This window comes from Enterobacter cloacae complex sp. SHL009 (assembly GCF_049237205.1).
Lineage (GTDB): Bacteria > Pseudomonadota > Gammaproteobacteria > Enterobacterales > Enterobacteriaceae > Enterobacter > Enterobacter cloacae_M.
Genome location: NZ_JBMKIW010000007.1, coordinates 130,812 through 147,027 on the forward strand (window position 1 = coordinate 130,812; position 16,216 = coordinate 147,027).

Annotated in this window: 9 protein-coding genes; 2 read left to right on the forward strand and 7 right to left on the reverse strand. The window is 59.1% G+C overall.

Annotated features, from left to right (window positions below; genetic code table 11):
- Positions 1 to 40: 40 nt before the first annotated feature.
- From ACOTZC_RS16660 to phoB, 7 genes are all read right to left on the reverse strand, one after another.
- Positions 41 to 1,426 (reverse strand): DUF3999 domain-containing protein, encoded by a 1,386-nt coding sequence (locus tag ACOTZC_RS16660; RefSeq protein ID WP_045400648.1) that lies wholly within the window; start codon positions 1,424 to 1,426, stop codon positions 41 to 43.
- Positions 1,423 to 4,038: a DUF2339 domain-containing protein gene (locus tag ACOTZC_RS16665; RefSeq protein ID WP_163353501.1), complete on the reverse strand. Its 2,616-nt coding sequence runs from the start codon at positions 4,036 to 4,038 to the stop codon at positions 1,423 to 1,425. The genes ACOTZC_RS16660 and ACOTZC_RS16665 overlap by 4 nt, the downstream gene beginning before the upstream one ends.
- 88 nt (positions 4,039 to 4,126) lie before the next feature.
- A complete protein-coding gene (malZ, locus tag ACOTZC_RS16670; RefSeq protein ID WP_163353500.1) occupies positions 4,127 to 5,944 on the reverse strand; it encodes a maltodextrin glucosidase in 1,818 nt (605 codons plus the stop codon).
- A gap of 534 nt (positions 5,945 to 6,478) precedes the next feature.
- Entirely contained in the window at positions 6,479 to 7,852 is a 1,374-nt protein-coding gene (gene proY / locus ACOTZC_RS16675; protein ID WP_029739758.1) for a proline-specific permease ProY, read from the reverse strand.
- Between the two features lie 81 nt (positions 7,853 to 7,933).
- Positions 7,934 to 9,253, reverse strand: a complete 1,320-nt coding sequence (gene brnQ, locus ACOTZC_RS16680; protein ID WP_024906795.1) for a branched-chain amino acid transporter carrier protein BrnQ — start codon at positions 9,251 to 9,253, stop codon at positions 7,934 to 7,936.
- Positions 9,254 to 9,662: 409 nt separating this feature from the next.
- Entirely contained in the window at positions 9,663 to 10,958 is a 1,296-nt protein-coding gene (gene phoR, locus ACOTZC_RS16685; RefSeq protein ID WP_045400639.1) for a phosphate regulon sensor histidine kinase PhoR, read from the reverse strand.
- A gap of 21 nt (positions 10,959 to 10,979) precedes the next feature.
- Positions 10,980 to 11,669 (reverse strand): phosphate response regulator transcription factor PhoB, encoded by a 690-nt coding sequence (gene phoB / locus ACOTZC_RS16690; RefSeq protein WP_008503265.1) that lies wholly within the window; start codon positions 11,667 to 11,669, stop codon positions 10,980 to 10,982.
- 187 nt (positions 11,670 to 11,856) lie between these two features.
- Between phoB and sbcD the strand changes: the two genes are divergently transcribed.
- Complete coding sequence (sbcD, locus tag ACOTZC_RS16695) at positions 11,857 to 13,062, forward strand: exonuclease subunit SbcD (RefSeq protein ID WP_163353499.1); 1,206 nt, start codon at positions 11,857 to 11,859, stop codon at positions 13,060 to 13,062.
- Positions 13,059 to 16,190: an exonuclease subunit SbcC gene (gene sbcC, locus ACOTZC_RS16700; RefSeq protein ID WP_333032501.1), complete on the forward strand. Its 3,132-nt coding sequence runs from the start codon at positions 13,059 to 13,061 to the stop codon at positions 16,188 to 16,190. The genes sbcD and sbcC overlap by 4 nt, the downstream gene beginning before the upstream one ends.
- Positions 16,191 to 16,216 lie beyond the last annotated feature (26 nt).

Consider the following 16,216-nt stretch of genomic DNA (forward strand, 5'->3'; position numbering starts at 1 on the left):
GCACGGTTTACGAAAAAGGCCCGCTTATGCGGGCCTTTTTTTATGCCTTACGCTGCGTCTCTCGCCAGATGCGCCAGGCCATGCCCGCCAGCAGAATCACCCCCGCAATCAGCACGCCCCATACCAGCAGCGTGTTCATCCTGCTCTCCCGCTCGGCCGCGGAGGTAGCGGTCAGACGCCCCTCGCCGCCTAATGCGACATTATCCTGAATATCGGCCTGCGGCAGGTTCGCCATATCATAGGTCTTGCGCAGATCGGCCGGGATCAGCATATCGGGCTCCAGGCTGGCAGGCTTCGCGGCGCCGTTGCCCCAGGCGAGCACGTACGGCGCTTTCCCCTGCGCGTTGAACACCAGGTCATAGCGGTCGCGATGTCCCGTGACGCTCGGCAGGTATTCCGGCAGACGCGCATTCAGCGTCGTGATTTTCACGGCCTGCACCAGCCCCCCGTGAAGCGAAACCGGTGGCGACGTTTTTCCCTCAAGACGGTAAAGGACCTCTTTCTTCAGGGGGTGCCATGCGTCTTTCTCCGTACTCCGCCACGCTATCTCCACGGGAAGGACGCCATCGCCGTTCAGTGAAATGCTGACAGCACTCAGCGGCTGCGGTCGCGCCCAGTGCCACTGCGCTTCGCTTGTCGATAGCTGTTCCCCTTCGCCCTCAAGGTCGACCGCTTCCGGGGCCGCCTGGGCAGGTGCGCTGATTGCGTTTACGCCGGTCAGGGTTATCCCCTGGCTCTGCGCGTTCAGCACCACCATGAGATAGCGATTCGCATCGGGAGATAAAACCGCATCGGTATCGATCCGATCGAGCTTAAGACGATCCTGGCCGCTGACGACGTCCAGCAAGGGCATATCCTCGCGCAGGGTATACCAGCGCTTAAGATCCTCGCTGTAATAGACCGACGCCGTTCCCTGCCACGGCGTCTGCGGAGTATTCCAGAGCAGCTGCAGCTGGGATATGGCGATCTCGCCCGTCGCCTTTTCCGGCAGGGTCAGCAGATAATGTTGCCCGGCTGCGGCGGCTTTTTGCCCCTCCAGCACAATTTCAACGCCGTTTCCCGAACGAAGCAGGATCTTATCGCTGTCACCGGATCCTTGCGAAGCCGCAAGCGGCGAGGCGTCCAGCGGGAAGAGGCGCAGCGAAGTGGATTGCGCTGGCGTCTGCGGACGCGTCGCGCTGACCAGGCTGAAGGGAACCGGCTCGCCCGACTGGTTAAAGACGCGGACATCATGCAGATCCGGCGACGTACTTTGCTCATAGACGGCGAGCGGCAGCAGCACCCGATACCACTGGGAGGGAACCGACGTATCCAGTGAAAGACCAAAGGCATAGTCCCGGGGCGATTCCGTTTGTCCCTCGTCGCAGAACGCCCGGCCGGAAAGCGCCAGCAGCGCGGTACAGGCTACCGCTTTCATCCATTTCATTTTTCATCTCCTGTTTTGGGTGGTAGCGGTGAGAAATACCCCACGATCAGAACCAGTATCGCCACGCCGATAAACGCCACCGCGCGCGACAAACCGCCTCCGCCCGCGCTGTCCACCAGCATCAGTTTAACCATCACCACGCCCAGCAGTGCGGCACCGCAGAGCCACTCCTGCCGGGAAGCCCGACGGGTGGCATGGATCATGACCACCAGCGCGCTCAGCATCCAGAACAGGGCAAAACTGGTCTGGATAAGCCGCGAATCCCACAGCGATGCCATATTCCAGGCCACGTCGCCGTACCAGGCCAGGGCGCGCATCAACGCACCGTTTAGCCACCAGAAGCCAAACGCCATAATCGCGACGGCGGGCCACGGACGCGCTTGCGCAAGCCATGCCGGATAGTAGCGTTCTACCGCCCGATAAAAGACGACCAGCCCCAGCAGCGCGAACGCCGCGCCTTCCTCAAGCGGGTTTACCAGCGGCAGCCAGGTCTGACGATAGACCACGCCGTCCTGGAAATTGGTCACCACCAGCAGTACCAGCAGCGCCACGACGGCAGGGATCGGCGCCAGGCAGGCGTAGAGCGCAGGCCACTCCCGGAACGGCCACACGCGACGCCGTACGGCTGCAGAAAGCGCCATAATCACCCCGCCGCCTGCGGCCATCGCTAATCCGCTGCCCCAGGCCGCCATGCCCCACGGCAACGACCGGGCAAACCAGTAAAGCTCCGCGGCCAGCGCCAGCAAAATCATCCAGAACAGCGACAGATGCAGCCCCATCGCGATGCGCGGCAGGAGTCTTTCACCGTCGCGCCGCAGCAGCATCAGCGCGGCAGGAAGCGCAACGCACCAGGCGAGATTTGACCAGCCAGCGGCAACGATCTGCTGGTGCCAGAGCTGATAACCCACCATCAGCAGCATAACCGGCCACAGCAGCCATTTGCTGGCATCCAGCTCCCGCCACGCCAGGCGAGCAGCCGCCAGCCGCCAGCCACAGACCGATGCCGCCGTCAGCGCCAGCACGCCCGCCAGAATCGGTAATTCCTTCGTCAGTGCCAGCCGCGATGCACCCAATAGCGCCACGAGCCAGAACAGCAGCCCGCCTGCCAGCAGCGCCCAGCTGACCGGCAGAAAGAGAGTCCGCCACAGCCAGGCCGCAGCCAGCCAGCAAAGACTGAGGATGGTGAAGATCAGCAGCAGGCTCAGGGACGTAACGCCGTTCGTTTGCGCCCACAGCGCGCTGCCGAGCGCCAGCACCAGCAGCGCCGTCCCGCTATAGCTCATGCGACGCTGGTTCTGCTGTACGCCCAGCCATAGGATACCCAGCCCTTCCAGCGCCCAGGCCATCGCCGTCCAGCGCGCCGACAGCGCCAGCGGAATGGCGAGCGTGGCAAATCCGCCGCCGATTGCCAGCGCCGCCATGACCAGAGGTCGCCCGATAGAGGGATAGCGCCGCAGCGCAAGGAACGCGAGGGTAAGATAAAATGCGCCGTAGCCCAGCGCGCTCAGGGCCGGTCCATATTCCCAGTGCCGGGTCATGCCGTACTGCATCCCGAAACCGATCAGCGGCGGAGCAAACAGCAGCACGCCGTCAATAATTTGCTTCCCTTTCTCCTGCGCCCGCAGCGACAGCGCCACGCTCAGGACGCCGAATATCAGCGTATTGGCAATCAGGAACAGCTGGCAGACCCAATAGTCTTCAGGCTGGTAGTCATTCAGCCCCCACAGGCCGCCCACGCCGAACGTAAACAGTAGCCCGAGCAGATTCAGCTCGCGCCAGTGCTGCCAGATACTGATAGCGAGAATGCCGATGGAAAGCAGGAGATAGAAAGAGAACAGCGCCACAAAGCTGCCGCCCCCGGTAGATAAGAGCAGCGGCGCAAGATACCCGCCGAGGCTCGCCAGCATGGCCAGGCTCAGCGCCTTCTGCAGCACCGCCAGCCCGACGCTCGCCGCGCAAATCACCACCAGCAGCGCAAAGGCCAGCGTCATCGGCAGCATTTGCCAGAGCCGAAAGGCACCAAACACCGTCAGGTAGAGCACGCCGGTCGCCCCGCCCTGGAGGATCAGCGCATAGACGCGCTGCCTGTGCCGCAGCCGCCACCCGACCGCCAGCAGAACGATGGCAAACAGCGCCGTTGCCACGAGGCGCAGCTCAAGCGGGAACAGGGAATGTTCCACGGTATAGCGCAGCAGGAATGAAAGACCGAGGAAGAGCAGCAGGATCCCAAGCTTCGCCAGCGGATTACCCTGCATAAACCAGCGCACCAGCGACGTCAGTATACCGCCAAAGGCAGAAGGCTGTTTTGCCGCAGGCGTCGGGGCCGGAGCGGGTTCTGCCACGGCAGCGGGAGTATCGGAACGCCAGGGGTCGACAGGCGCGGGAGCATCTTCAACCACCGGCGCGGTCACGACCGCCGGAGTGGCAGACTGCACCGGCTCTGGCGCTATCTCATTCGCGCCGCGCTGCTCAAGCGCCTCAATGCGCTGGCGTAGCCGGGCGATCTCCTGTCGAGCCGCCGTACTTCGGTTAAAGCCGATAACCGCAAGCACGGGTGCCACCACCAGCGCAAATACCAGGAACAAACAGCCAAGGATGTAAAGCTCGTCCATGTTTCCACCTTCACCGTAAACGATCCGTTAAGATTGACACAAATAGTTGCATTTGCGCCATCTTAAAAGGTGGAAACATTAGCAGGTCTTAGCTGCCAAACCAGATCGTCGCGGATACCGCAGGCAGCGCCAGCACGCCGTCCTGTATCGTTGCCTTGCCCTCTTTATTCTTCCACGCCGCCACCTTCAGCAGCGGTGAATCATCCAGCACCACTTCGCAGGCTTCGCCCCGGTTAATGGCCACCAGCACGCGCTGCTGATTGTAGACGCGAGCAAACACCACCACGTTATCGTGGGCATACACCACCTGACAGCCGCCGTAGCGAAGGGCGAGACTCTGCTTACGCAGCTTCGCCAGCCGCTGATACAGGCTGAACAGCACCTTGTCCTGCTTCTCTGGCTCCCACGGGAAGGTTTTCCGGCAGAACGGATCGTTGTTGCCGTCCAGCCCCACTTCATCTCCATAATAGATGCACGGCACGCCCGGCCAGGTGAAGAGCCAGGTCACCGCCAGCGGCAGACGCGCCACATCCTTGCCGAGCAGGGATTTAAAGCGGGCGGTATCGTGGCTATCGAGCTGGTTGAACATCCGCAGCTGCTGCTGATGAGACAGACCGGCGCGATAGTTCTCCATCCACGCCATGCAGGTTTCAGCGTCGATATGATTCGGATCGTAGGAGATGTCGGTGTTAGCGAGGAATCCCCACAGCGGGAAGGTAAAGCCGCGATAGTTCATCGCCGCATCTTCCGCATCGTTCTGCAGCCACTGGCGCGCGTCGCCAAAGTGCTCGCCAAAGACGAACGCCTCTGGCTGGGCCGCTTTTGCCGAGCGCGTAATCCCGGCGACGTGCTGAAGGTTATTCCGCGCCCCGCCCGCTTCGCCGAGCATATGCACTACGTCCAGACGCCAGCCGTCCATATTCCACGGCGCCTTCAGCCAGTGACGGACGATGCTGTCTTCACCGCCGTAGATTTCATTCACGAGCGTTGGCGACTGGAAATCCAGCTTCGGCAGGCTGGCGTAACCCAGCCAGTCCAGCGCGCGGCCCTCCTCGTTAAAGCTGTACCAGTCGCGCTGCGGCGACTCCGGGTTATGACATGCCCCGCCCATCGACTGGTTATGACGGTCAAACCAGGCGTGCGAATCTCCGCTGTGGTTGAACACGCCGTCCAGAATCAGGCGCATGCCTTCGTTTTGGGTGTTCTTACGCAGGCGCAGCAGCGCCTCGTCACCGCCAAACTGCGCGTCAACGTGGCGATAATCTTCGGTATCGTATTTGTGCACGCTCGGGGCTTTAAACACCGGGTTGAGATACAGCGCCGTCACGCCGAGCTTTTTCAGGTACGGCAGCTTTTCGCTGATGCCGTCGAGATCGCCGCCGTAAAAAGTGGATCCGCCCGCCTGCGCGGTTAAGGGCTCATTCCACGCTTTCAGGATAATGTCGTGGCCCGCCGCATGGTGGTGATAGATCTTATCCTGGTCGGCAGTGCGTTTTTCGCTGCGCGCAAAACGGTCCGGGAAAATCTGGTAAAACACCTGATCGTTAACCCACTGCGGGCCGTTATCCGGGTAATCGACCGCGAACTGCTCCAGCCGTGCGGGCGGGAAACGGCTAAACCCCTGCGGGGTAAACCACAGCTGGCGGTTATTCCACAGCAGTTTGAAGCTGTAGCGGCGACGCGGCTGCCCGCTGCTCAGGTCGATATTTGCTCGCCACGCCGTTATCCCCGGCTGCGGCTGGCTGCGCAGCTTGTGCATTTTCAACCCGGTCTCTTCGTTATCTATTTCGGCGCGGAGCGTCACGCGTTCAGGCTGATTTTCCCCCGCCAGCCAGAGCGTAATCACAAGGTTGTCTTTGTTTTGCTTAACAAATGGGGCAACCGGAAGGTGCCAGGCGTTTAACATCACGAATCCCCTTTGATGAAATTGACGTCACCTTGCCACAGGGTGGTTAAGGATAGCTCACCATGACGTGATTTATTGGGGGAGGAGGACGGGGGAGGAGGTAATAATGCCCGCACGGACGGCTCCCTCTCCCTTGAGGGAGAGGGCTGGGGTGAGGGGGAAACATGCGGCTATTGGGGTAATTCCGTTCACTTCATGTTCCTTGCTACTCTGTAATGCCATGGCCTGTGAACGTGCCAGGGCGGCTCAGTCGCCACCACCCTGGCGACCCGGGCTCCCGGCGGTAAATCGCCGCTTCGCGGTGCCCTCAGCTTATTCCTTCAGGCTATCGGGTCGGGCATGAGCCTGCATCCATGCAGGCCCCGCCCTCTCGGCGCATCCCTGCGCCTCGCCCCGGCCTAACTGAAACGCTTCGGCGATTTACAGCCGGACCAGGGCATCGCTGTAAGCCATTCACTTTCCTGAAACCACATGCATCGCTTCAGGTTAAAAATTGCCTGGCAATCCCCTTCCACGGAACAAGTAATACAAATATTACTGCGCTTCCGCCAGCTGACGGTCGCGGCGGCATTTAAACACCCAGCCCACCAGCAGCAGGACGATCCACGCGCAGCCCACGTACAGGGAAATGCGGGTATCCGGATGGTAGCCAATCAGGGCAATGATAAACACCAGGAAGATCAGCCCGACCACGGTCGTCGCAACGCCGCCAGGAACTTTGAACTTCAGCGCTTTCGCCTCATCCGGCGACAGACGACGACGGAATGCGATCTGCGACAGCAGGATCATAATCCACACCCACACCGTCGCGAAGGTCGCCAGCGATGCGATCACCAGGAAGACGTTCTCCGGCATGATGTAGTTCAGGTAAACCGAGAACAGCAGCGCCACGGTCATCACCACGACGGTCACCCACGGCGTGCCGCGGCGTGAGGTTTTGGCGAACACCTTCGGCGCACTACCCTGCTCCGCCATGCCGTGCAGCATACGGCCCACGCCAAAGACGTCACTGTTAATCGCGGAGAGCGACGCGGTGAGCACCACAAAGTTCAGAATGCTGGCCGCAAAGGCAATCCCCATATGCTGGAAGGTCAGAACAAACGGGCTACCGTTGGTGCCTACCTGATTCCAAGGGTAGATGGACATAATCACGAACAGCGTACCCACGTAGAACACCAGAATACGCATCGGCACCGAGTTGATGGCGCGCGGAATGGACTTCTCCGGATCTTTCGCTTCCCCGGCGGTAATACCGATAATCTCGATACCGCCGTAGGCAAACATCACCATCTGCAGCGACATCACCATGCCGAGCCAGCCGTTGCTGAAGAAGCCCCCGTTGCTCCAGAGGTTATGGATGCCGGTCGGCTGCCCGCCGTTGCCGATTCCCCAGATGATGATGCCGAAACCGGCCACGATCATGATGATAATGGTGGCGACCTTGAAGAAGGAGAACCAGAACTCCAGCTCGCCGAACACCTTCACGCTCATCAGGTTAACGGCGCAAATGATCAGCACCACGCTCAGCACCCAAATCCAGTGCGGCACCGCCGGGAACCAGACGCCCATATAGATGCCAAATGCCGTCACGTCGGCAATTGCCACAATCAGGATTTCAAAACAGTAGGTCCAGCCGGTGATAAACCCGGCCAGCGGGCCGAGGTTTTCCTGCGCGTAGCGGGAGAAGGAGCTGGCGGACGGGTTGTGAACCGACATTTCGCCGAGGGCGCGCATGATGATATACGCCGCCACGCCGCCGATGATGTACGCCAGCAGAACGCTGGGACCGGCCATTTTGATGGCATCTGCCGAGCCATAAAAAAGACCGGTGCCGATAGCAGAGCCCAGCGCCATAAAGCGGATGTGGCGCGTGCTCAATCCACGTTTAAGTTTGTTAGTGCTTTCCATTTAAATCTTGCCATTCAACACGAAAAAAACAAAAAACCACGGGGCCTTAAGCCCCGTGGTTAAACAGTTTGTTGCCGTTGATTAATGGGCGTTCGATGCGACCTGACGCCCTGCAGCACGGTCCCAGATAATGGCCAGAACCAGTGCAACAACGGTAGGCATCAGCCAGGCCAGACCCTGCTCGGACAGCGGCAGACGCTGTGTCCATGCCGGCAGTATGTGCGCGAAAGCTGATGCTTTAATCCCGTCAAGGATACCAAAAATCAGGCTGATAAACATGGCTGGCGCAATAATTCGTGAAGAGTTGTTCCACCACGGGCGAGTAAAGCTCAACACCACCAGCACGATGCACGGCGGATAAATCGCCGTCAGCACCGGAATCGAGACCTGAATCAGGTGGCTCAGACCGAGGTTGGACACCGCCATAGAGAAGATGCCGAGGATAAACACCAGGGTGCGGTAAGAGAGCGGCAGATACTGTGCAAAGAACTCTGCGCAGGCGCAGGTCAGGCCAACCGCGGTGACCAGACAGGCCAGGAAGATGAGCGCCGCCAGCAGCATACTGCCCGCACCGCCGAAGGTGTGCTGAACGTAGGCGTGCAGGATAGCCGCACCGTTGGCGTTCTGATCGACCAGCATGGCGCTGTCGGAACCCAGACGGAACAGTGCCAGATACAGCAGCGTCAGACCCACACCGGCCATCAGGCCAGCCCAGATGGTATAGCGGGTCAGCAGGCGCGCTTCGGTCACACCGCGGGAACGCGCGGCGTTAACGATAACGATACCAAACACCATGGCGCCCAGCGTATCCATCGTCAGGTAGCCGTTCACAAAGCCGTTAGAGAACGCGGCGTTTTTATAGGCGTCCATCGCATCGCTAATTGGGCCTGCAGGCCAGACGATAGCGGCTACCGCCAGCACGATCAGGGCAACAATTTTCAGCGGAGCCAGGAAGTTACCCACGGTATCCAGCAGTTTTCCCGGATAGAGGGAAACCAGAATCACGATCGCGAAGTAGATCAGGCTGTAGATAAACAGCGGCATCGCACCGTCACCGGTCAGGGGAGCAATACCCACTTCGAAGGAAACGGTTGCCGTACGCGGGGTCGCAAACAGCGGGCCAACGGCGAGATAGCAGACGGTTGCCAGCAGAACGCCCGCCACTTTGCCAATCGGGGTGCTGAGGCTATCCACACCGCCGCCGACTTTCGCCAGCGCAACGACGGTCAGAACCGGCAGACCCACGGCAGTAATCAGGAAACCAAACGCGGCGGTCCAGACGTGTTCACCCGCCTGTAAGCCAACCATTGGAGGGAAAATGATGTTGCCTGCGCCAACGAACAGCGCAAATGTCATAAAGCCCAGCGCGATGATGTCACGCGATTTTAAGTGATGGGTCATAAAACCTTACTGCCTGTGGATGTGGTGTTGAAAACATTGAGATTTTCGATATCCCTGACGGGACGATGCAGCCGAAAATTTGCTCAATTTCAGCGGGAAATGCTCCCGTCCTGGCGTGGAGAAGAATAGTTTTTCGATTTACCACGCAAATACAGTCGGTCTGACAGTATCTGGGGCGCAATTTAAACGCTTATAACGTTTAAAGGCAAGGTGGGATCGCAAAACCAGAACAATATGCCAGCATGGAGACACACCTCAGAACAATACGCTATTTATAAGAAAAACCCATGGCTAATCATGCGAACAAAAAACAGTCAGCCGTATAAAATTCATCCGCGTTTCGCTTGACTGCAAAGCAAACGGGCCAGCAGACGCTGACCCGTGGAAAGGTAAAATGACACGCCTGCCGTCAGGCGATCTTTTTGGCAATTAATCGTTCCGGAATAACGAAACTGAAGCGGGTTCCTTTACCCAGCGTACTCTGAATATCGAGACGGCTTTCATGGTGATTCACCGCGTGTTTCACAATTGCCAGCCCCAGACCGCTTCCGCCAGTCTGCCGGGATCGCGCTTTATCCACACGGTAAAAGCGCTCGGTCAGGCGCGGAATATGCTCAGGCGCAATTCCCGGCCCGTTGTCTTCCACGCTAAACTCAGCCCCCGTTGGGGCATGATGCCAGCGCACCACGATATTCGTCCCCTCCGGCGTATGATTCACCGCGTTATACACCAGGTTGGAAATGGCGCTACGCAGTTCATCTTCGCTGCCCAGCACCTTCAGCGTATTGTCGACCTCAAAGGTCAGGTGATGCTTTTTGTGGCTTAGCGTCTGCGCTTCACGCTCAACGACCCGCAGCATCATCGGCACATCAATGGTGTCATTTAGCGCGAGCGTCGGCGCCGCTTCAATCTTCGAGAGCGTCAGCAGCTGCTTCACCAGCCCTTCCATCCGGTGCGTTTGCTCGCGCATGGTGTGCAGCGCTTTTTCACGCGGCGCGCCTTCAAGCGTTTGCTCCTGCATCATCTCCAGGTAGCCCTGAAGCACGGTCAGCGGGGTACGCAGTTCGTGACTGACGTTGGCGAAGAAGTTGCGACGCGCCCCTTCCAGCTGGTGCATCTGGGTGACATCGCGCGCCACCATTAGCCACTGCTTATCGCTGTAGGGCATCACGCGGATTTCCAGATGGCGACCATTATTGAGCTTCAGATTGTGCGGGCGGGTAAAATCACGCTTTTTCAGATACAGCGTGAACTCGGGATAACGCAGAAGGTTGAGGATATTCTGGCCATTGTCGTCGGGCCAGCGCAGGCCCAGCAGCTGTTGCGCAAGGCCGTTACACCAGAAGATTGTCCCTTCTTCGGTCGTCAGAATAACGGCATCCGGCAGCGACTCTGCACCGCTGCGAAAACGCTTAATCAGGCTTCCCAGCTCGCGGCGACGCTTTTTATTACGCATCTGCATCTGATGCAGACCGTACAGCAGCGGCTCCCAGCTGCCGCTTCCCGGCGGCGGCGTCATACTTCGGTCAACCCACAGCCACCAGGAGAGGCGCAGCAGGTTCCAGAAATGCCAGATGAGCAGCCCGGTGACCGACGCCAGCAGAAACCACGGCAGGTGTCCAAGAAAGGCCCCCAGAATGAAGGCCGGAATACAGCATAAGATCAGTTCAAAGACGAGCCTTTTCCATGACAGACGTTCCAGCACGCGTCACACTCCTGTCATTGTTCAGAAACGGGTAGAAAAACGATAACCCGTGCCGCGGACCGTCTGCACCATGCGATCGTGGCCGCTCAGTTCCAGTGCTTTTCGCAGGCGGCGAATATGTACGTCAACCGTCCGGTCTTCGACATACACGTTAGTTCCCCAGACGTTATTCAGCAACTGCTCGCGGCTGTAAACGCGTTCCGGATGGGTCATAAAGAAGTGCAGGAGTTTAAATTCGGTAGGCCCCATGTCGAGGGGATTTTCACCGGTCATTACGCGGTGTGAGGTGGGATCAAGGCTCAGCCCCTGCATTTCGATCACCTCTTCCACCGCCATCGGCGAAATACGGCGCATCACGGCTTTAATGCGGGCAACCAGCTCTTTTGGGGAGAACGGTTTTGTAATGTAATCGTCCGCGCCGGTCTCCAGACCGCGCACGCGATCCTCTTCTTCTCCGCGCGCCGTGAGCATCACAACCGGGATGTCGCGGGTCAGCGCTTCACGCTTCAGGTGTTTGATAAACTGCAGTCCGGAGCCGCCGGGCAACATCCAGTCCAGCAGAATCAGATCGGGCCAGGGTTCATTCAGCTGGTTCACTGCGCTGTCATAATCTTCCGCTTCAACCGGCTGGAAGCCGTTTTGCTCGAGCACGAAGCACACCATTTCACGAATTGGAGCTTCATCTTCTACGACCAGAATACGTCTCGCCATACTTTGCCCTGTCTTATCTTATTTAAGTTACAAGTTTGTAATTCGGCGCCATTATGCGTCAGATTTATGACAGATTTATGAAAAACAGTACCACGATAAGGGGCAAACCGTTGTTTTATTACAGCGGTTATTTTCCCGTCTCTGAACGTTTATAATCCTGCTTTCTCTTTTTTGCCACGGATCAGCTATGCGCATACTTCACACCTCGGACTGGCATCTGGGTCAAAATTTTTACAGCAAAAGCCGTGCGGCTGAACATGAAGCCTTCCTGAACTGGCTGCTGGAAACGGCCCGGACGCACGAGGTGGACGCGATTATTGTGGCGGGTGACATCTTTGATACCGGCTCGCCCCCCAGCTATGCGCGTGAACTGTACAACCGCTTCGTGGTGAATTTGCAGCAAACCGGCTGTCATCTGGTGATTGTCGCCGGCAACCATGATTCCGTCGCGACGCTCAATGAATCCCGCGACATCCTGGCATTTCTCAATACCACTGTCGTCGCCAGCGCCGGGCACGCCCCGCAGATCCTGAAAAAACGCGACGGCACGTCGGGGGCGGTGCTGTGCCCCATTCCCTTTTTACGGCCGCGCGACATCGTGCAAAGCCAGGCGGGGCTGTCGGGTGCGGAAAAGCAGCAGCATCTATTACAGGCCATCACCGACTATTATCACCAGCAGCACGCCGATGCCTGCGCCCTGCGCGGCGACCAGCCGATTCCGGTGATTGCGACGGGGCATCTAACCACCGTCGGGGCCAGTAAAAGTGACGCGGTACGTGACATCTATATCGGCACGCTGGATGCCTTTCCGGCGCAGAACTTCCCGCCAGCCGACTACATTGCGCTCGGGCACATACACCGGGCTCAGATCGTCGGCGGCAGCGAGCACATCCGCTACTGCGGCTCGCCAATTTCGCTCAGCTTTGACGAAACGGGCAAGGCCAAATCCGTCCATATGGTGAGCTTCTCCGAAGGAAAACTTCACGCCGTCGAGACGCTGGAGGTGCCCGTCACCCAGCCTCTGGCGGTGCTGAAGGGCGATCTTGACGCCATTACCGCCCAGCTTGAGCAGTGGCGCGGAACAGCGCTTAACCCGCCCATCTGGCTGGATATCGAAATCACCACCGACGACTACCTGCACGATATGCAGCGAAAAATTCAGGCGCTGACGGAAGATTTACCCGTCGAAGTCTTACTGGTACGCCGCAGCCGCGAGCAGCGCGAGAAAATTCTGTTAAGCGCTCAACGCGAAACGCTCAGTGAACTGCGGGTTGAAGAGGTGTTTGAACGCAGGCTCTCGCAGGAGGAAATTGACGACGCGAAGCGCGCAAGACTCAGCGAACTGTTCAGCCATACCCTGCATGCGCTCAATGATGAGGAAGAAAACGCATGAAAATTTTGAGCCTGCGTCTGAAAAATCTCAACTCCCTCAAGGGCGAGTGGAAAATTGACTTTACCGCGGAGCCGTTTGCCAGCAACGGTCTGTTTGCCATCACCGGCGCAACCGGGGCAGGTAAAACCACCCTGCTTGACGCCATCTGTCTGGCGCTTTATCACGAAACGCCACGCCTGCAGAAGGTTTCTCAGGCGCAAAACGACCTGATGACGCGCGACACCGCCGAGTGCCTGGCGGAAGTGGAGTTCGAGGTAAAAGGCACCGCCTATCGCGCATTCTGGAGCCAGAACCGCGCGCGCAACCAGCCGGACGGAAACCTGCAGGCGCCGCGCGTGGAGCTGGCGCGCTGCGAAGATGGCAAAATCCTGGCCGACAAAGTGACGGATAAACTGGAGCAAACCGCCGCGCTCACCGGGCTGGACTATGGCCGCTTCACCCGCTCCATGCTGCTCTCACAGGGGCAGTTTGCCGCCTTCCTTAATGCCAGGCCGAGCGATCGCGCCGAGCTGCTGGAAGAACTGACCGGCACCGAGATCTACGGCCAGATTTCCGCCATGGTGTTTGAGAAACACAAAGCCGCCCGCAGCGTGCTTGAAAAGTGCGAGGCGCAGGCGGCGGGCGTCGTGCTGTTGAGCGAAGAGCAACAGCAGCAGTTGCAGCAAAGTTTGCAGGCGCTTACTGACGAAGAGAAAACCCTGCTGGTTCAGCAGCAAAGCCAACAGAAAGATTTTCAGTGGCTTACGCGCCATGATGAGCTCGTGCTTGAGCAACAGCGCGTCACCGCGATGCAGCAGCAGGCGCAACAGGCGCTGACGAACGCTGCGCCAGAACTGGCAAAGCTCCAGCTTGCTCTGCCCGCCGCCCAGCTTCGACCGCTTTGGGAGCACCAGCAGGAGCAAACCGCGCGCCTGAGGCAAACCCAGCAGCGAATTATTGAAGTAAATACTCGCTTACAAGCAAAAACCGCGCTGCGCGCGCGGATCCGTCATACCGCCCAACGTAATCATGAGCAGCTTCAAACCGAGCAGACGGCGCTGGCGCAGTGGCTGGCGGAGCACGAACGCTATCGCCTGCTGGGGCAGGAGATTGCCGGCTGGCGTGCCCAGTTCTCTCAGCTTAACCGCGACAAAACGCAGTTAGCCTCGCTTGCTGCGCGGATGGGGGAATTACGCAACAGGCTGGCTGAGATGCCGGAAAATTCGCTGACGCTGACGGCAGATGAGGTCAGTGCGGCTATGGAGCAGCAGTCCCGGTCACGCACGCTGCGTCAGCGGCTGACGTCGCTGCATGCCCGCTATCAGCCGCTGCAAAAGCGCCTGCGCCAGAGCGGTGAAAGCGTGCTGAAGGCCCAGGCCGAACAAAACAAACTCAATGAAACGCTGACGCTGCGTCGCCAGCAGTACAAAGAGAAACACCAGCACTATCTGGACCTCAAGGCCCTGTGCGAAACCGAAGCGACGATCAAAAAGCTGGAACATTATCGTTCGCAGCTTGAGGCCGGCAAACCCTGTCCGCTGTGCGGCTCCAGCGAGCATCCCGCCGTTGCGCAATACCAGTCGCTTGAGCTGACGGATAACCAGCGCCGCCGTGATGACCTGGAAAAAGAGGTCGCCGCCCTTAAAGAGGAAGGCCTGCTGGTGCTGGGACAGGTTAATGCCCTGACGCAGCAGATTCAGCGCGAGACAGACGAAGCGCAGATGCTCTCTCAGGAAGAGCAAGCACTCACTAAAGAGTGGATGGAAGCCTGCACTTCCCTGAACATAGCGTTAAATATTCAGGAAGATATCTCGCCATGGATGAACGAGCAGGAACAGTACGAGCGCCAGCTCTATCAGCTCAGCCAGCGTCTGACCCTGCAAAACCAGTTAAACGAGCAGGAAGTGCAGGAGCGACAGTATCAGCAGCAGCTGACGGCCGCGCGCCAGGCGCTGGAAAACACCCTGCTTTCGCTATCGCTTAACGTACCTGAAGACGGGAATGAAGCCGCCTGGCTGCACGCCCGCGAAGCGGAATTCGCGCAGTGGCAGGAGAAACAAACGCAGCACGGCGCACTTCTGGAACGCATAAACGCGCTGAAGCCGCTGCTCGACACGCTTCCGGAAACGAACGGCGAAGAGGCCGAACCGGCCATTCCGGACGGCTGGCGAGACGTTCACGACGAATGCGTGTCGCTACAAAGCCAGCTCACCGCACATCAGCAGCAGGAAAAGCTGGAGCAAGAGCGCCTGCTTCAGTCGCAGGCACAGTTCACCGCGGCGCTCTCAGCGAGCTGCTTTGCCGATCGGGACGCGTTCCTTGCCGCCCTGCTGGATGACGACGCTATTCGTCGCCTCGAACAGCTGAAGCAGTCGCTGGAAAGCCAGATACAGCAGGCCGCGGCCCTTTCCGGCCAGGCTAACCAGCAGCTGCAGGCTCATCTGGCGCTGCGGCCGGAAGGGCTCAATGCCGATGCCCCCACGCTGCAAAGCCAGCTGCAGCAGCTGGCGCAACGGCTTCGCGAGAACACCACGCATCAGGGCGAGATCCGCCAGCAGCTTAAGCAGGACAGCGATAACCGTCAGCACCAGCTGGCGTTGATGCAGCAAATTGAAGAGACCGCGCGAGAGGCGGACGACTGGGGTTATCTGAACGCGCTGATCGGCTCCAGCACCGGCGACAAGTTCCGTAAATTCGCACAGGGGCTGACGCTGGATAATCTCGTCTGGCTTGCTAACCAGCAGCTTAACCGTCTGCACGGGCGTTATCTGCTGCAGCGCAAGGCCAGCGACGCGCTGGAGCTGGAAGTGGTCGATACCTGGCAGGCGGATGCGGTTCGCGATACCCGCACGCTCTCGGGCGGCGAGAGCTTCCTGGTCAGCCTGGCGCTGGCGCTGGCCCTTTCCGATCTGGTGAGCCATAAGACGCGGATCGATTCCCTGTTCCTGGATGAAGGGTTCGGCACGCTCGACAGTGAAACGCTGGATACCGCGCTGGATGCGCTCGACGCGCTGAACGCCACCGGGAAAACCATCGGCGTGATCAGCCACGTTGAGGCGATGAAAGAGCGCATTCCGGTGCAGATCAAGGTGAAGAAGATCAACGGGCTGGGATACAGCAGGCTGGATAAGGTGTTTGCGGTGGAATAAATGGGGATCGGTGCGGTCTGGTGCCC